Here is an 18,023-nt window from a genome sequence, read left to right as displayed (position 1 = left end):
TCCGAATATAGAAATCTAACTGTATGAAATCCATTTAGTTTTCAAATTTCACACTATTGAAGCAATTCAACTCTATTTTACCTTGAAAATTCATCCATTTTCACCATCTGATGGTGCCTCGGCCAGAGACATGGGGGTCTAAATAGAAAAACCAGGCTGTCGCGAAATCATTTCACGGACGAGCGTTGACGTAGAGCCCAAGTAGTTCTGCCAAGAACGCATTGCCTGGTGCCGGTAGTCGATCAGTTTATATAGAGGAGTGCTATATATGAAAATCAATGTACTGGACCGCGGGTATGTCCGCCTGGTCGATCATATGGGCGGAGATCTGGCTGTTGTGAACAGCGCCAGAGTCTCCTATGCCAAGGAGTCTAAACAACTAACCGATAAAGATATCAAGCTGATTAAGTTTCTGGCGCGCGAGGGACATATGTCGCCTTTCCGCCATGCGACCGTTCAGTTGGAATTTTATGCCCCGCTGATGGTAGCGAGACAGCACTGGAAATATGTCGTTGGCAGCGACCATACGATGGACGCGTGGAACGAAGCCTCCCGGCGTTACATAACGATTGATGTAGAGAACTACATCCCCCAGCCGCACGAGTGGAGAAGCAAGCCGGAGCATTCCAAGCAGGGGAGCGGGGAACCGGTAGACGAATCCATCGGCAGAGAAGCGACGGAACGTCTGCTTCGCCAGATTGAGCAAGGAATCAAGGATTACGAATGGGCGTTGGAGAATGGGATCGCCGCCGAACAAGCGCGTCTGCTCATTCCTTCCGCATACGGCATGTATACGGCTTATTACTGGACGGCTTCGCTGCAATCAGTCAGTCATTTTCTAAACCAGCGGCTGGCCCACGACTCGCAATATGAAATTCAGGAATATGCCAAAGCGGTATATGAACTGGTCAAGCCGTTGTTCCCTGTCTCTCTGGAAGAGCTGCTTAAATCGTAGCCAAGTTGCAAAAGAAGATAGAGCTGATCGCCATTGTTAATCGTCCTTCCCTTGATAAATGGAACAATGAAACTATAAAAAAGGGCTCAATCTCAAAATCAGTGCTTGATTTTCTACCTGCGGAATAACTAACTGGTCATCTGCCCGGCTCCCGTCCGGTTTCAATCTCGCTAACGAATCTGGGTAACGTTATTGATTTAAAAATGATGCCGTTTCAAATATAACGAATCTTACAATCGTTATTTGGGCGAAATCCTGCTCCATAGCCTTCTTTTTTGGTCAATAGCGATATGGAGTTTCGTAAGAAAATGGAAAAGAGCCGTTTTGCCCGAATAACGTTTCCAGGTTTCGTAACAAAATGCATTTTGTTTACCCCATACTCCGCCGCACACGTTGGAGTGAAATGTTACCCCGACACATCCTGCTTCATAAAGAGCAGTGCCTGATCGGATGGCCCAGCATCAAAACCAATATGTTTACCCCATTCCTTTGCCCGTATAGTTATTATGGAGCCACGGATTTCTTTCAAGCACTGATTATGGTTTTGAGCCTAAAAAAATGAACAAACTTTTGCTTTGTTCATTTTTTTCTTGTTTTTTATATCATTAAGTGATATATTGTTTTTAGGATATATCACTTAATGATATAAAGTGAGGGAATTACATGAAGTCATTAGATCAATTAACGGATTCGGTTTTTTATATCATGGCGGGGTTTATCCAGCCTAGGCATGGTTATGCGGTAATGAACTTAATCGAGGAAATTACTGAAGGTCAAGTTGTGGTTGGTCCTGCTTCGTTATATACGATTATAAAGAAATTAATGAAGGAGTCCTATATTGAGCTTTATGACGATTCAGATTCACGAAGGAAGATATATGTACTGACAAGCAAAGGAAGAAACGTATTAATGCAGGATATTGAAAGACGTAAGAAGATGGTGGAATTTGCGGAACAAGAATTAAAGGAGGATAAGTAAATGAGGGAAACAAAACATGTTATATCGAACGGAATTGCGTTTTCAGAAAAGAAGGACCTTGAAATGCTGCGCAAAGAAGCAGCAAATGGATGGATTGTGAAGAGATTTAAAAAGATGGGATACGAATTTGAAAAAGGGAACCCGGAGGACGTCATATTTAGCATCGATATAAGGGAATTGAAAGAAGAAGAGTTAGACGAATATATCGAGTTATTCGAGACTGCCGGGTGGACGCATATATTTTCCCATTATGACATGCATTTATTTAAAGCTTTACCGGGCACGAAGCCGATTTATACGGATAAGGAATCGAAGGTTGGAAAGATCGAGCGTCTTCAAAAATCGGTCGGTCCGGCTGCAGCCATTTCCTCGTGTGCTATGGTGGGAAGTTACATTATACAAGAGATTGCATCCGGTACGCTTAGCAATGTATTTCGTGTAGTGTTTTTCATATCGGTTGTCATCGCAGTACCAATGATAATGACTTTTTTAGCGACGATGTATCATTCAATAAAAAGTAAATATGTTAACAAGTAAGATAAGCGAGCCCCCCTGATCCGCTTTTCGTCAGGCCAGAGCTTTGATGCAGCAGGGTGCTCGTCAAAAAAAGCAGACTGTTTCCCGCAGGGACGGTCTGCTTTTGACTTGTGCCGGTGAACGAGGATAACCGAGCGGCTGAGACTGTCGATTAATGGAATACTACCAAAGATCATGCGAAAATCCTGCACGGTTTGGTTTTAACGGACCCCAAAGACCTTAATCGCTCCAAAAGGGCCTTTCGGTCATTTTAACGGAACCAGATGACCTTATTCCCAAGAAATGCCCGCACAAGTAGGAGAATTCTAAGCAATAAGCGCAACTGTTTCCGTTAGTCTGAAAAACACATCTATTTTGACGAAATAAGGTCTCCCAGATCCGTTACGTTTTCGCTCTTGGACTTTTCACTAGTCAACATCCTGTTGAACGCCTTTCCCACTATGAATCGACAGCCTCCGGCTATCTGTCAAAACAGCGGCCCACTGCTTACTGCAGACATATCGACCCGCTCATTCAACTTATTCCGCATTATTATGCAAGTCTTGGGACAAGCGAATCATATCCCGGCACGGAATGCCGTTCTCCACTATCTCCATCGGGTAATGCCGGATGAAAAAATCCCGGTCTACTCCTGTAATCCGGAAGCCGCATTTCTGATAGAGCGCCAATTGAGCCACACTTGAATTGCCGGTCCCTACCTCGATGGTCCATGCTCCTTCCTCTCTTGCGGTTCGGACGGCATGAAGCACCAATTGCTTGCCTATCCCACGCCCATGCCTGCTCTCCTCCACCGCGACATTAACCAGCTCCACCATTTCCGGCCGGGTGGGGATCAGCACATAAACCCCGATGACCGCACCATCCTCCTCGGCCACATAGCACTTCCCTCTTCCAAGGTATCCTTCCACGATATCCCGCGACGGGTCGGCCAGCAGCAGCAATTCCATAGGCGGCTCTTCGCCGCTGCCAAGAGGGCGGATAATGATTTCGTTCATAGTCTTGTCATCTCCTCAACATTGACTATACCAGAAGCGGGGCATGCCAGAAAGAGGAATCTCATTGTTCAACTATCTATGTATCATGACTTGTACCGAGAGCCCGATCATCTTCTTTGCCAATAAAGGGAGCACATTTCCCGCAAAATAACGCTGCCTCTATTCTTGAAATAAGAACCGGCTATGACCGTCTGATTCAAAGCCCCACCCGGTTTACACTACATCGTAAGAGCTTGCTAAAGCTACTCCTTCATAGCATTCTTTTTATAATAGGAAGGCGACACTCCCGTATGCTTCTTGAAAATCCGGGAGAAATACGTCGGATCGTTAAATCCGACCCAGAAGCAGACATCGGTAATGGACAGGTCGGATAGCAAAAGAAGCTCGGTTGATTTGCGTACACGAAGATCAATTAAGTATTCGTTAAACGTTTTGCCCGTGAAATATTTAAACAGATAACAGAAATACGTCTTGGAAAGCATCGCCAGCTTGCAAATTTGCTCCAGCCGGATTTCCTCCTGGTAGTGATTATGAATATATTCCACGGCTTTGGCGATGACATGGCGGTATTTATGCAGCTTGACGTCCATGCCCGGCATCGATTCCTTCGTATATTCCCTTATAATAAGCGAGAGAAGCTTGAGCAAATTCCCTTTGAGCAGCAGCTCAAAATAAGGCTTCTGCGTAGTATACTCCTCGTACATTTCCTCCAGCAGCTTTTTCACTTCCAGATCGTTGCTCCCGGTTAAAGCCACCTTCGGAATGATTTCGTTCTCATCGACCAGAAAATGCTCCAAGTACGCAAAGTCAAAAAAATCTTTGGAAAAAGGAAACTGTCCGAACCGATCGTTAATAAAGTGAGGAAGAAATTCGCATCCGATGATCTGCATCTGCTTCCCGGGAACGATCTCTACCCGGTGAACCGCGAAAGGAGGGATGACAAATAAGTTGCCTTGAACCATTTTGTACTTTTTACGATTGACGGAATGGAGAAATTCACCCTTCAGCACATACCAAATCTGAAAATAATCGTGGGTATGGTCGTAAATGTTGCCGAATTTTTCATCGATTTTATACAGCTTGCACGGATGGTTCTCCAGAAACTCGATCTTGGAATGAAAGAAGATCACTCCCTGCTTCGATAGTTCGTCATGCTTCTTATTAGCCCATACATAGTTCAAGTTCATCACCCACTCGATGATTTTTGTAGGGGAACAACTACAAGGCTGGCACAAGCGGCAGGCCTGCGGAAGAGCCAAATATCCTAGGACTGGCGAAATGACTTCGAACCAGCTTGCCGGGCCCCGGAAACTTGCGGACGGCTCGGACGAAAATTTATTCGGGACAGCAGCCGGACGATAGGACCGTCTACGCCGATGTACATCAGATGGGCAAGAATAAAAATGAGCGGCATGGAGACTGCAGTGGTAAGTAGAACATTCCACCCGTAAGCCAGCCGGTCCGATAAGTGCAGGAACAGCAGGCTGGAAAAGCTGCACAACACCGCAAAATGAACCAAATATAACGAGAAGGATACGCGCCCCAAATATTCCAGCGGCCTGCTGGCGAACATCTTCTGTCCCAACCGGCTGCTCAGCATGACGGCCAATAGGAGGAAGGCGCCGATGGTACGATATGCAATCGCATTAGTCAATAATCCGCCGCCGATAGGAAGCCAGCCGTAGACCGTTCCGGCGGGATCGACATAAGGATATGATCCTAAATAAATGCCGGCTGCGGTCAGGCACGCCAATAGGACCTTGGAATGGATACGAATCCGGCTTCCGCTCCGGGAGTTCGCCAGGTCGCTAAGCAGCAATCCGAGCCAGAAGCCTAAATAGTAGGAATCGTGAAACCACAGGATTCCTGCGATATAGAGCAGGTAGCGGAAGCGGAAGGTTCCTGCGATAAGCAGCATCCCGAAGATGATGAAGGAACCGAACAGCTCATAAGTCATCGTCCACAGCACAGGATTATACGCCATGCCGTAGGTAAAGAACGTATGATACAGGCCCTGCTTAAGCAGCTCGGGAATACCCGGTATTACCATATACGGATCCGGCATTGTGGCCATCGTCAGATTGCGAACTTTGTCGTAATATCCCCAGCCGTTCACCATGACCAGATAGGCCAACAGAACCGAAACGAAGGCGGGCACGGCCAACCGGAAGTACCGCTTAACGAAACCGGCCATTACTATTCGTCTATCCTTCATGCGAAAAAATTTATAGCTGAGCACATATCCGCTCAGAACGAAAAACAGACAAACCGCGAAGTTACCGTTAAACAGCACATTGAGAGGGGTCTTGGGCACGATCCGGTCCCATGCGAAGTGGGAAAGCTCGGGCCGGTTCTCGAACACGGCCGGGACGAACACCTGCAAATAATGGGCGATAACGACGGCCAGAGCGGCAGCTCCGCGAACTCCATCAAGATAAGTTACTTTATTCCCTTTCACATGCCGGTCCTCCCTTATGCCGAACAAACCCCGGTCACCCCGGGGTTTGTTCGAATAGTCTGTATGCGTCCCTGCTTCCGCCCGAATGCGATGCCGAGGTCATCCGCATGGGGTCACGGAACGGGTCTGGTTGGTTACTTGAAACCGGTCAGCGCCGAACCGGCTTTCATGAAATATTTCTGGCCGAAGAAGTACAAGAGCACCATGGGCACGGTGAAAATGGCGGATGCCGCCATAAGCAGCTCCCATTGAGCCCCGTGATCCTGAAGGAATCCCTGCAGACCCACTGTAATGGTCCATTTGGCATTATCGTTCAAATAGATGAGCGGCCCCATGAAATCGGTGTAGGTGCCCACGAATGTAAACAGCACGATCGTCATCAGCGGAGGCTTAAGCATCGGCATAATAATCTGGATGTAGATGCGCAGCTCCGAGGCACCATCCATCTTCGCCGCTTCGGATAGCTCGCGGGGAATTCCCATCATGAACTGCCGCAGCAGAAAAATGTAGAACGGGGCTCCGAAGAAGCTGCCGATCGTCAGCGGCAGGAACGTATTGATCCACCCCAGCTTCGCAAAGATGATGTATACCGGAATCAATTGGACCTGAGCCGGCAGAATCATTGTGGCAACGACCAGCGAGAAAATGATGCCCCGGCCCTTCCATGGAATTTTCGAGATCGAATAGGCCACAAGCGGAGCCGAGAATAATTGGCCCACGATATTGATGGCGCACAGCAGCAGAGTATTCCCCATGTAGCGAAAGAAAGGGATCGCTTCAATAGCCCCTATATAATTGCTCCAATGCCATTCCTGCGGGAAGAAGGAAGGCGGGATTTTGAAAATTTCCTCCGGGGTTTTCAGCGATGTCAGGAATAGCCAAAGGAAAGGAAACAGAAAGACGGCTCCAAGCAAGGCAAGCAGAACATGCGGTATGACGGGACTGCGCAGCAGCCCGGCCTTCCGGGAGGAACCGGTCTGCGGAGATCTGCTTAATTCAGGAGGAGCGGAGCGGCCGGCTCCTGCTCCGGAAGATCGTGCGTCCATAATCTATTCCCCTCCGTAATACACCCAACGGGCGGATGTTTTGAGCAGCACCATCGTAATCAGAACGACGATGACGAACAGAATCCAGGCCAGCGCGGAGGCGTACCCCATCTTCAAATACATAAACGCCGTCTGGTACAAATACACCGAATAGAACAGTAAGGATTGATCGGGGCCACCCAGGCTCCCCGTGTTGCCCCCGGTCAGAATGAACGATTCGGTAAAGATTTGGAATGCGCCGATCAATCCCATAATGAGCTGGAACAAGATGATGGGAGACAGCCCCGGCAGCGTAATGTGTCGAAATCGATGCCACATGTTGGCGCCGTCGATCGAAGCCGCTTCGTAAAACTGCTGGGGAATCCCCTGCAGAGCGGCCAGGAAAATAAGCGATCCTGCGCCGGAGCCCCACAGTCCCATCAGAATAAGCGAGGGCTTGGTGAAGGCAGGATCCAAGAGCCAGGCCGGATCAGGCAAACCCAGGGCCCGCAGAACGGAATTGATGATTCCGTAGTCGGGGTTAAGCAGCCAGGTCCACAGAATGGCATTGGCAACTACAGGAATCACTGCCGGCAAGTAATACACCGTCCGGTATAAAGCGATCCCGCGCACCTTCACATTGAGCAGTTGGGCGATAAGCAGACTGCTGATCAGCCCTATCGGCATGGCGATGAACGCCATATAGAAGGTGTTCTGCAAGGATTTATAGAAGCTGGAATCCTGCAATATTTCCTTATAATTGTCCAGACCTATCCACTGCGGAGGATTGAACAGGTCATAGCTCGTAAAGCTGAAGTACAATGATCCGAAGAACGGATAGACGGTAAAGGCAAGGAAGCCGATGATCCACGGCAGAGCGAAAGCCAATCCGGTCCAGAACATACGCCTCTCCTTGCGGGTACTCCGCCTCGCTCCGCTGGCCGTGCCCGGTGATATGCTTCTCATGATCGGTCTCCTTTCTTCTCATTCTTTCCCCGCTTCTGTACCGCGTACAGTCCCCTTCGCGGCGCAGCGTTATTTTGCATGTATCGACCGTGCCAACCTGATCAATCGCAGCCTAGGGCTGAACCAGCGGCTGGATCTTCTCCTTGATCTGCTTCAGCCCTTCGTCGAGCTCAACCTTTCCTCTAAGAATATCGTTAAATCTCTTGGATATTTCGTCCATGTATTCATTCATGAACGGAAGGGACGGGAAGGAGCCCATATTCGGACTTTTGGCGTACTCGGTAAATTCCTTGAAGCCGGGCACATCGTTATAGGCCGGATCATCCAGCGCCGAGACCCGGGTCGGCAAATTGCCGATGGCCGCCGTAAATTTGACCATCTGCTCCTTCTCCGTCAGCCATTTCAAGAACTGCCATGATTCTTCGGGATGCTTGGCTCCCTTGGGAATATAAAACACGCTAGTGTTAATGTTGCCTGCATTCTTCCGCTCCGGCTTGGATTCATCATAAGGAATCGGGGCAATACCATAGTTCAGATTCGGAGCAAACTGCTTGATGAAGGTCGGAAGCCACTCTCCGTCAATGGCCATCGCATACTTGCCGGCGAACAACGGATTTTGGGCCGATTGGTATTTGCCCAGTGAAGCAGAGAACCGGTCCAGATTTTCGCTTCCGAATTTATCCCACAGCTCTTTGGAAAGCTGAACCGCCTGCTTGAAGCCCGGATCCTCGGGGGTGACTTCTTTCTTGTCCGGGTCCCAGAATTTGCCTCCGAATACTTGAGTGAACGTATAGGCGTCCGTTCCCGGCCATAAGCCGAGCCGCTCCAAGCGGCCATCCTCTTTAACGACACTCAGCTTGTCGATATATAATTTCAGATCGCTGATCGTCTCGGGAGGACCTTCCAGGCCGGCCTCCTTCAGCAAGTCTTTATTGTAGAACAGCATCGACACATGCATGGCGATAGGCAATGCGTAAGTTACACCTTCATACTGCGCAGTGGAAAGCGCGGACGGCACAAAGTCATTCAAATCAACCTGATCCCGCTTGATATATTCATCCAGCGGCTGCATCGCCCCCTTGACTCCCCAGGACGTCACATTCTGCCCGAATTGGGAAGCGATATCAGGCGGGTTGCCTCCGGTAATGGCGGTCAACTGCTTCTGATAATCGCTCTGGCTTAGCCCTTTCACTTGAATATGGTCATGAGTCTCGTTGAATTCTTTGATCAATTGTTCAAGTGCTTCGCCCTCAGGGCCAGTCCAGCCGTACCAGAAGCTGAGTTCCACCTTCTTGTCCTTACCGCCCGTTCCGGCATCGCCCTCTCCTCCCTCACCCGGCTCTTTGACGCCTCCCGACGAACACGCTGCTGCCGAAACAATAACCGCAGCGCTTAACAGCATGGCAATTTTACGCATGGGATGACCTCCTTTTAGTTTAGTGATTAACCGAAGATGCTAATTTATGATAACGCATACAATGTCAGGTTGTTTGAAAAATAATCCATTAAACTTGAATAATTGTCCAAATTTAGTTTATTTTTGGTTTATTTTTCTCCTATTGCACCGTTCCTAAGAAGGCTTCTCCCGCACTTCTTGCTGGTCTGATCTTCCCCCGCCGCCCGTGGACTTTTGTCCGAATTCATAGGCCTATCCGTTAAGAATTGCGGAAAACCGGCCATTTAAAGCGCCGCTTCCAATCGGCCCCTTGCTCAAGCTCCTTTCCCTGTCCTGCTTCATCCGGGCAGCCCGAGCATTGGGAATTCCTGCCTTCCGTTGAGAACTATAATGGCACTTTAAAACAAGTGAAGGGAGAGCTAAGAAGGAAGATGCTCGCGGCACAGCAACTTTGGATACGAAAGTAAATGGCTGGGGACAAATACGAAACGGATAAACTATGGTAATTTAGGGAGGATTTCGAAGAAAGGAGAATGAGTTTTCTATTTTGCAACCGCTTAATGAATACGATTTCAAACGATCATATCAAGGGAGATGATTATTCATGTGGAAGCCTCGCAAAACCATTCTGGCCATGCTCAGCGGCTGCCTGATCGCGGGCAGCTTGTTCGCAGGAGGAGCTTCCAGAGCAGAGGCCGCAGAGCAGCAGCTGCAGCCTATCGATCTGGGCTCTCCGATCCAAACCGTGCAGACTGTTGATGTGGCATTTGGCAAAGAAGAGGGAGCCAATGTCATTTATACAACGGTGTCAGGCAGCGCTTCAGGCGGTGCCCCGGCTATTTTCAACGTCATTGACATCGACAATCAGCAGCTGCTCCGCTCCTTCCCGCTGCCCGGAACCTCCAGCTCCTGGAGCCACGTCGTCACTCCGGATGGCCGCGTCTTCATCGGAGCTTCTGCCAAGATGTTCATGTATTCCCCGGCAACCGGGACGATTACTGATCTGGGCGTGCCGATCAAAGGCACCGAGTCCATCTGGGCGCTGACCTCCGATGAGAATGGCAACGTCTATGGAGGAATCTATTCCAAGTCGATAGGCGGAAGAGTGTTCCGGATCGATGCGAATACGCTGGAAATAACGGATTTGCTTGGCGGACGCGTTGATGACGGTACGACTCCCGGCGATGATGGCAAGCCCGAGGATTATGTTCGCTCGATCGCTTATTACCAAGGCCACGTCTATGCCGGAACCGGAAGCATCAATGGACGGGTATGGAAGATTAACCCGGCTACCGGAGAGAAGACCCAGCTCCAGCTGCCCGAGCCGGCAAGCCGACCGGAATATGGCGGCAAATACAATGCGATGGGGACGACCTACGGAATGACTGTCGTCGACCACTACCTGTTTGCGTTCTTCAACGGCCCTTTTGCCATGCTGGTGTACGATTTGGATAAAGAAGAATGGAAGGATACGATTATTACAAATGTTCGCGGGCTGCTGGCAGTTACGCCGGAGCATAACGGGAAGGTCTATACGTCCAAGAAAGACGGCCACCTCTATGAGATCGATGTCGAGACTCTGACCGAGAAGAAATCGATTCCGTTCGATAACTCCATTCGCAGCAGCGCTTGGCTGAAGGTGGCCAACCAGCCGGATTTCCCGGATACGGCCATGGTTACTATTTCTTATGACGGTAAAGTGCTTCTGCTTGATCCCGATAGCGGGAAAAAAGGCGTTATCCGCACTCTCGCGGAAGGTCAGGCCAACAATTTGCAGAGCTTGGAAACCGGTCCCGACGGCAAGCTCTATATCAGCAGCTATATGGGGACAATCGGGGCACAGTATGACCCGGCAACCGATACGTTCGTCCACTTCCCTCTCGGCCAGGCCGAAGGCATGGGAGCATTGGGCGACACGATGTATTTCGGGTTGTATCCGAAAGCGGATATAGCCGCATGGGATACTACACAGCCCTTGTCCTCCACCACAGGACCGAAATCCGTGTTCTATATCCCTGATGAACAGGATCGGCCGTTTATCGTCACCAGCGGAGGCGGCAAATTGTTCGTCGGCACCATTCCATTGTACGGCCAGCACGGAGGCTCCCTGACGATCTATGATCCGGAGGCTTCCCGCCAAGCAGGCCAACCCGTTGTTGAATCCTATCGCCATGTCGTAGAGAATCAGAGTATTGCGGGCCTTGCTTATAAGGATGGAAAAATATATGGTTCCACCACCATTAATGGCGGGCTGGGGGATGACCCGATCGCTTCCCGGGCCAAGCTGTTCGTATGGGATGTGGAAGGCAAGCAGAAGCTGACGGAGTTCGATCTGAAGCTGGACGGGTTAAACAGAGTACCGATGATCAGCGGGCTGACGGTCGGTCCCGAGGACGGTTTGATCTGGGGAGCGGCTAACGGAGTTCTGTTCGCTCTCGATCCTGACACTTTGGAAATCGTCAAGCATAAGAACATTTATCCGGAGATTGATAATTACGGTATGTGGCGCCCGGTTTATATTCGCTGGGGACAAGACGGATTTTTATATACCAATATAGCCGGCCGTTTAACGGTTGTCGATCCGCATACTCTGATGCATAAGCGGCTTGGGATCGACAGTCCCATGATTGCACTGGACTCGGAGGATAACTTGTATTTCGTACAGGCCACCCGGTTGAAGAAGCTGCCGAAAATCGAAACGGTCACCGGATTAACCTTGACGGTCCCCGAACAGCTTGCCGTTGGGGAGAAGCATTCCCTCGGCGTGACTGTCGATCTGTTCGGAGCTTCGGCAGATGTGACGGAACACGCTCGACTGACGGCATCGCCCGATGGAATAGTCGCGATTGAGAATGGGCAAATTCAGGCTTTGCGGCCCGGCACTGCCGAAATCACGGCTTCTTATGGGGATAAGAGTGTGACTCGAACCGTGCTTGTCCAGAATTCAGTGAAGGAGTTGGTATCCATAGAGATCGCCTCTCCGGAGCGCGCATTGATAGTCGGCGAGGAATATCAGCTTCATGTAACCGCCGTCTATGCTGACGGAACCCGTGAGGATGTGACGGAACTAGCGTCCTACACCGTCAAGAAAGGCCCGGGTTCGGTCGAACTGACCCCGGAAGGCCTGATTCGTACCGTTAAACCGGGAACCGGACATATTACCGTGAAATATGAATCGGAATCCGCCCAGTTCAAGGTACAAGTTCGTCCGGCCCAATCGCAAAACGGGAACAAACGATAGTAAGAGTACCCATCACGGTTTGATGAAATAGACTTCAAGTTAAACGTACATAGGGATGTCCGCTGTTGAAAATTGCCGCGGACGTCCCTTTTTGTCTATAACGGCTAAACTTATCGCACCTTCCCCCGCCTTATCCCCTTGCAAACCGCCGACAAATCACTTTACACAGGAACACTTGTTTGTTATTCTACAAGAAGAATCGGCTATCGGCGTCCTGCCAAGGACGTACAGTTTGTCGATGAAAGTATGCAGATACTTATAGACAACTATACGGTAGAAGAATAACAACTATTTTCATATGAAGGAGACATCGTCTATGGCAACTCCCAGAATGATATCGAAAGAGGAGCTCCGGTTCATCGGAATATCCGTGCGCACCAGCAATCAGCGTGAAGCCTCCAACGAGGCCTTGATTCCGGGCTTATGGCAGCAATTTTATGAAGAACAGGTAATGAACCGAATCCCTAATTCATTGAACCCCGGCGTCACTTATGGAGTCTATACAGACTACGAGAACGGAGCATCCGGAATGTACTCCATATTGTTAGGCTGCCAAGCGAGCTCTACCGATCCTGTTCCCGAAGGAATGACCGCGTGTACTATACCCGCTTCGAAATATGCGGTATTCACAACGGAAAGAGGAGATATCTCGCAGGTTGTCCCCCGGCTGTGGCAGGAAATATGGGAGTGGGATCGTACACATTCACTGCGTTCTTTCACCGGCGACTTTGAATATTACGACGCCAGATGCCAAGATCCCGCCAACGCACAAGTAGATATCTATATTGCTCTGAAAAATTCCTAGGAGGAGATTACAATGCCGTTACGTGAGGAAGAATGGGACTTCTTCAGATTAACAAGCAAGGCTGGGATAAGGTGGGCCGACCAGTTTTTTGAAGGAACATTTTGAGACTCTTGACTATGGTCCCTATGCTCCGGCGGAGAAGAACTGAAGCTGTTCGGAGATATTCGGAATCAGGTAGGAAAAAGCCTCTATCCCCACCTTTGGCGGTATTGGAGGCTTCTTTGCTTATAATTTGGAGCCGGACCGTCCTTATAACCTTGTGGGCCGGCCCCGAAATAGCGGGATTAACCGCTGCCGAAACTAGCCGGTCACGGAGACATGGTCTCTTTGAATAATGATTTACCCGAGAACCACCCGATCGTCCGCCAGCTTAACTCCGCGTATTCTTTCAAATTCCTGCAGCAATCTTTCCACCGTCAAATTTTTCTTCTCTTCGGCGGGTACATCGAGAATAATTCTTCCCTTATCCATCATAATCAACCGATTGCCCAGTCGAATCGCCTGCTCCATGTTATGGGTAACCATCAATGTCGTTAACTTGGATTCTTCTACGATTTCCTTGGTCAATCGTGTAATCAGCTCGGCACGGGAAGGATCCAATGCGGCCGTATGCTCATCCAATAGCAAAATATCCGGCTTGGTAAAGGTCGACATAAGCAAGCTGAGCGCCTGCCTTTCTCCCCCGGACAACAGACCGACTTTGGCGGTTAACCGATTTTCCAGCCCGATCCCCAGCCGCTGAAGCTGCTCCCGGAACAGGGCCTTCTTCTTGGAATTTACACCCAGGCTGAGCCCGCGGCCTTTATTCCGGGCATAAGCCATCGCCAAATTTTCTTGAATGCTCATATGCGGGGCAGTTCCCGCCATCGGGTCCTGGAAAACTCTGCCGATCCATCGGCTTCTGCGATGCTCCGGCAGCATTTCGACCGACCGGCCGCCAATTTGTATCCTGCCCGTGTCCGGCAGGAGTACTCCCGAGATCATATTCATCAATGTAGACTTTCCCGCGCCGTTGCTTCCGATAATCGTTACGAAATCCCCCGGATTCAAGTGAAGATTAATTTGGGAAAGAGCCGCCTTCTCATCAGGGGTTCCAGGGTTAAACAGTTTCGATACCTGTTCCACTCTCAGCATTATCGTCCACCTCCGCTTACTGTCCGCCCGGCGCCGTCCTTCTCCAGCTGCATAATTCTTTTGCGTGCCAGCGATTTGGCCTTGAAAGAATTTCTAATCATAGGCAGAGTTAATGCCAAGATAACAATAAGCGCCGTCAGCAGTTTTAAATCGGACGCCTTCAACCAGCTCATTTGCAGACCGAGCGCATAGACGAAGCGGTAAACGATCGAGCCAAGAACCGCCGCCAATGTCGCTATGATAACCCTTCTGGCGCCAAACAGCGTCTCCCCGATGATGACGGAAGCGAGCCCGATAACGATCATCCCTATTCCCATCGTCGTATCCGCAAATCCGGATTGCTGCGCAACCAATGCCCCCGATAAGGCCACTAATCCGTTCGATAAGCTGACTCCGACAATCGTAGTCGTATCCGTATTGGCCCCGAAGCTGCGGATCATACGCGAGTTATCTCCCGTTGCCCTTAAAGCCAATCCGAAATCGGTGTAAAGAAACCAATCCAGCAGCAGCTTGACGATAAGAACAATGACGACCAGCACGATAATAATATTCCAGGTTTGGCTTAGAAACGGGATGAGGTTGCCGAGATTGCTGAACACGGTCTTCTCACCCAACAAAGAAATATTCGGCTTGCCCATTATTCTTAAATTAATGGAGTATAAGGCTATCATCATTAATATTCCGGAAAGCAGGCCGTTAATTTTCCCTTTGGTATTCAGCAGACCCGTGCACGCTCCGGCCAGCATTCCGCCGGCAAAAGCGCAAACGGTAGCCAGCAGGGGGGAATATCCGCTAGTAATCATAATTGCGGCGATGCCGCCCCCTGTTGTAAAACTGCCGTCCACCGTCAAATCGGGGAAATTCAATATTCTAAACGTAATATAAACACCAAGAGCCATCAGTGCATATAGCAAACCGAGCTCGATAGAGCCCAAACCAGCCGATAGCAGCCTTTCAATCACGATGTAAACCCTCCTGCCAACAGAATAAGGAGCGGGGACCATATAGGATCAGCCGCTCCCTGTCATGCTTTATTTCGAATCATTCAAAATGTTGTTTTTATCCTGAACCTTGTTTCTCATGGAGTCGGTAATTTCCACTCCTTGATTTTTGGCGGCTTCTACATTAATAATCAGGTCGAGCTTATCCGGGAGAGTTACCTTCATATCTCCGGGATTGGCGCCGTTCTTCAAAATTTCGACAGCCATCTCTCCGGCCTGGTAGCCATGATCATAGTATTTGAAGCCGTAGGTCGCGATCGCGCCTTTCTCCACCGTATCCCGGTCGCTGGAGAAGAAAGGAATCTTCTTGTCGTTAGCTACTTGGATGATCGCGTCTGCCGCGCTGACTACGGTGTTGTCCAGTGCGATAAAGATGGCATCCGCATTTCCAACGAGCGATTCCGCCGCCTGCTTCACTTCAGAAGTGTTCGTGGCGGCTCTCCGAATCAATTTAATATCATGCTTCTTCAACGCTTCCTCCGCCTTGTCGATCATAACTACAGAATTCGGCTCTCCTTCGTTAACGACCGATCCGACCGTCTTCACATCGGGAAACTCCGCGGCGATAAAATCCATCAGCTTGACAATGGCTTCCGGATTGTAATCGGCAGATCCGCTAACATTGCCGCCAGGCTTGTCCATATTGGATATCAGCTTGGCTCCGAGCGGATCGGAAACTCCCGCGAACAGCACCGGAGTGTCTTTAACCTGCTGGACGATGGCCTGCGAGGTAGAAGTAGCAATGGACAGAATCAGGTCTTTCTTGTCGCCAGCCATTTTTTGCGCAATAGACAAGTTGTTAGGCGGTTCATTCTGGGCATTCTGATAATCCAGCTCCATGTTCTTGCCGTCTTCGTACCCATTATCCTTCAGTGCGGCCAGGAAGCCCTCGCGAATCGCATCCAGAGACGGGTGCTCTACCAGCTGAGCAATTCCGACTTTAACCGTTTGGGTTTGTTCCGGTTTGGATTCACCTGCACCTTCCGGCTTCGGCGACGCTCCCCCTGAATTGCCCTGTCCTCCGCATGCAGAGAACAGAAGCGGCACTGCAATCATTAATGGAAATAATTTTCTAAGTTTCATCTTTATGCCCTCCCCTTATTCGTTTAAACTTTCAACGCACAAAAGCATTACAGTTATCTTATTATGCTTTCCGGTGCCCGTCAATCGTTGAACAATTAGTTTTTTCATCCTTTTTTGGTTCGATGTCCTAATCAATTAATGCCCCATAGGACCTTGCTACGAAGACAGCCTGCAGCATATCCATCCGGACTCCGCGCAGATTAACCCCGGTAAAATCGATACCTTCCACAACAGCCTCTCGAAGATCCGCTCCTTTAAGCCTGGCCTGCTGAAAAATAACCCTCGTCAAATCGGCCCTGACAAATTTGGCCATCTCCAGATTGCAACCGTAGAAGTCTGCTTCTTTCAGCTTTGCTCCGCTAAAGTCTGTCTTCGGCAGCACATGATGGCGCATATGGATATAGGACCAGTCTCCCCCGAGAGGGGTCCATCCGGTAACCTGCGCCTCTTCGAAGACAGAGCCGGTCATTTTGCATTCTTCGAAGCGGGCCATAAAGAGATTGGTATGCCAGAACAAACTGTTCATGAACGCCGAACGGAAATGTGTTGATGCATTTAATTGCGCGGATGTAAAATTACACTCTATAAATTGACAGCTTTCCGTATTCAGCTCCTGAAGCCTTGCCCCGACGAAGCTGCAGCGAGTAAATCGGCTTCCTTTCAACTCCTGTCGCGTTAAGTCCATTCCGTCGAAATTTTCATTTGAATAGGTTTGGTGGCTGGCAAGCAAGCTGTTCCCTCCTGTCTCATATCGTTAGGATAAACAACAGCAGACCTTCACTCCATGTTTTTTATACCCTCACCCTCACGACAACCTTTGACATGGCAGACCGATTCTATTATACAGGTATAAGCTCAAAATGATAACACTTTCATTCATGGTTCCTGCGGGTATTGGGCCCTAGGGGATGAAACTGCCACATATAACAGTGAAGGCGCAACCGATAACCGATAGATACGGTATCGCTGCGCCAGTGACAATCAGCCGCCCGCTGCCGAGGCCAATTAGTTGTCTTCTACCTCCATTTCAAGACTTCCCCGAACCTTTATTATGTCCCCCTCCTTCAGTTCAACCTCCATCTCCGTTTCCACCGGCACATACCCTCCAAGCGCACCGAAATCACAAATACAACAATATTCGTCCTGGACTTCAAGCACCTTTCCCACAGCCTCAATATGCGGAGAGTTATCAATAGGCTGCCGGTGTTGAAGCTTCTCCACCCGATCCAGAACAGAGCATTCCGTCACCATTTGAATGCTAATCTCCGCTTGCAGCCGATCACCTGCGGATAGACGGCTCGACGGTTCACCTGCCTCCAAATACTCATCATGCTGGAGAAAATGGCACCAGACCGCAAGATTTCTGCTTTCCAGAAAAATTCGGGCCCTCCGTTCGTATCCATCTGCCCATAGCTGTTCGATCAAAACTGTCTCCATATCGTTCCCCCC

At 49.6% G+C, this 18,023-nt stretch carries 16 protein-coding genes; 5 read left to right on the top strand and 11 right to left on the bottom strand.

Annotation, left to right across the window (positions count from 1 at the left end):
• Window positions 1-268 precede the first annotated feature (268 nt).
• The 3 genes from thyX (at window position 269) to FS806_RS18195 (ending at window position 2,470) form a co-directional block, all read left to right on the top strand.
• A complete protein-coding gene (gene thyX / locus FS806_RS18205) occupies window positions 269-955 on the top strand; it encodes an FAD-dependent thymidylate synthase (RefSeq protein WP_144939483.1) in 687 nt (228 codons plus the stop codon).
• Between the two features lie 663 nt (window positions 956-1,618).
• Complete coding sequence (locus FS806_RS18200; protein ID WP_144939481.1) at window positions 1,619-1,933, top strand: PadR family transcriptional regulator; 315 nt, start codon at window positions 1,619-1,621, stop codon at window positions 1,931-1,933.
• The gene (locus FS806_RS18195; RefSeq protein WP_144939479.1) at window positions 1,934-2,470 is read left to right on the top strand and encodes a DUF2812 domain-containing protein; all 537 of its coding nucleotides are present in this window, start codon (window positions 1,934-1,936) and stop codon (window positions 2,468-2,470) included.
• A gap of 518 nt (window positions 2,471-2,988) precedes the next feature.
• Here the strand turns inward: FS806_RS18195 and FS806_RS18190 are convergent.
• The 6 genes from FS806_RS18190 to FS806_RS18165 all read right to left on the bottom strand — a co-directional run bounded on the left by FS806_RS18190 (window position 2,989) and on the right by FS806_RS18165 (window position 9,331).
• Window positions 2,989-3,456 (bottom strand): GNAT family N-acetyltransferase, encoded by a 468-nt coding sequence (locus tag FS806_RS18190; RefSeq protein WP_397347783.1) that lies wholly within the window; start codon window positions 3,454-3,456, stop codon window positions 2,989-2,991.
• A 251-nt stretch (window positions 3,457-3,707) separates the two neighbouring features.
• Window positions 3,708-4,646 (bottom strand): AraC family transcriptional regulator, encoded by a 939-nt coding sequence (locus FS806_RS18185; protein ID WP_260982156.1) that lies wholly within the window; start codon window positions 4,644-4,646, stop codon window positions 3,708-3,710.
• An 83-nt stretch (window positions 4,647-4,729) separates the two neighbouring features.
• Entirely contained in the window at window positions 4,730-5,923 is a 1,194-nt protein-coding gene (locus FS806_RS18180) for an acyltransferase family protein (protein WP_144939473.1), read from the bottom strand.
• A gap of 134 nt (window positions 5,924-6,057) precedes the next feature.
• Complete coding sequence (locus tag FS806_RS18175; RefSeq protein WP_144939471.1) at window positions 6,058-6,969, bottom strand: carbohydrate ABC transporter permease; 912 nt, start codon at window positions 6,967-6,969, stop codon at window positions 6,058-6,060.
• A gap of 3 nt (window positions 6,970-6,972) precedes the next feature.
• Window positions 6,973-7,914 carry a carbohydrate ABC transporter permease gene (locus FS806_RS18170; RefSeq protein WP_144939469.1) on the bottom strand — a complete coding sequence of 314 codons (942 nt, stop codon included), beginning with the start codon at window positions 7,912-7,914 and terminating at the stop codon, window positions 6,973-6,975.
• Window positions 7,915-8,026: 112 nt separating this feature from the next.
• Entirely contained in the window at window positions 8,027-9,331 is a 1,305-nt protein-coding gene (locus tag FS806_RS18165) for an ABC transporter substrate-binding protein (protein ID WP_144939467.1), read from the bottom strand.
• A gap of 583 nt (window positions 9,332-9,914) precedes the next feature.
• Between FS806_RS18165 and FS806_RS18160 the strand changes: the two genes are divergently transcribed.
• Complete coding sequence (locus tag FS806_RS18160) at window positions 9,915-12,551, top strand: PQQ-binding-like beta-propeller repeat protein (RefSeq protein ID WP_144939465.1); 2,637 nt, start codon at window positions 9,915-9,917, stop codon at window positions 12,549-12,551.
• Between the two features lie 316 nt (window positions 12,552-12,867).
• Complete coding sequence (locus tag FS806_RS18155; protein ID WP_186328419.1) at window positions 12,868-13,356, top strand: GyrI-like domain-containing protein; 489 nt, start codon at window positions 12,868-12,870, stop codon at window positions 13,354-13,356.
• A gap of 339 nt (window positions 13,357-13,695) precedes the next feature.
• On the opposite strand, the gene FS806_RS18150 is transcribed toward FS806_RS18155, so the two are convergent.
• The 5 genes from FS806_RS18150 to FS806_RS18130 all read right to left on the bottom strand — a co-directional run bounded on the left by FS806_RS18150 (window position 13,696) and on the right by FS806_RS18130 (window position 18,011).
• On the bottom strand, window positions 13,696-14,490 hold the full coding sequence (locus tag FS806_RS18150; protein WP_144939461.1) for an ABC transporter ATP-binding protein: 795 nt from the start codon (window positions 14,488-14,490) through the stop codon (window positions 13,696-13,698).
• Window positions 14,490-15,440: an ABC transporter permease gene (locus tag FS806_RS18145; protein WP_144939487.1), complete on the bottom strand. Its 951-nt coding sequence runs from the start codon at window positions 15,438-15,440 to the stop codon at window positions 14,490-14,492. The genes FS806_RS18150 and FS806_RS18145 overlap by 1 nt, the downstream gene beginning before the upstream one ends.
• Window positions 15,441-15,521: 81 nt before the next feature.
• Window positions 15,522-16,574: an ABC transporter substrate-binding protein gene (locus FS806_RS18140; protein ID WP_144939460.1), complete on the bottom strand. Its 1,053-nt coding sequence runs from the start codon at window positions 16,572-16,574 to the stop codon at window positions 15,522-15,524.
• A 127-nt stretch (window positions 16,575-16,701) separates the two neighbouring features.
• Window positions 16,702-17,304 (bottom strand): pentapeptide repeat-containing protein, encoded by a 603-nt coding sequence (locus tag FS806_RS18135; protein ID WP_144939458.1) that lies wholly within the window; start codon window positions 17,302-17,304, stop codon window positions 16,702-16,704.
• A gap of 275 nt (window positions 17,305-17,579) precedes the next feature.
• Complete coding sequence (locus tag FS806_RS18130) at window positions 17,580-18,011, bottom strand: hypothetical protein (protein WP_144939456.1); 432 nt, start codon at window positions 18,009-18,011, stop codon at window positions 17,580-17,582.
• Window positions 18,012-18,023: the final 12 nt, after the last annotated feature.

The organism is Paenibacillus sp. 32O-W (assembly GCF_007679495.1).
GTDB classification, from domain to species: Bacteria; Bacillota; Bacilli; order Paenibacillales; family NBRC-103111; genus Paenibacillus_L; species Paenibacillus_L residui.
Note: the sequence above shows the minus strand (reverse complement) of the source record. Positions and strands in the feature narration are given on the sequence as shown.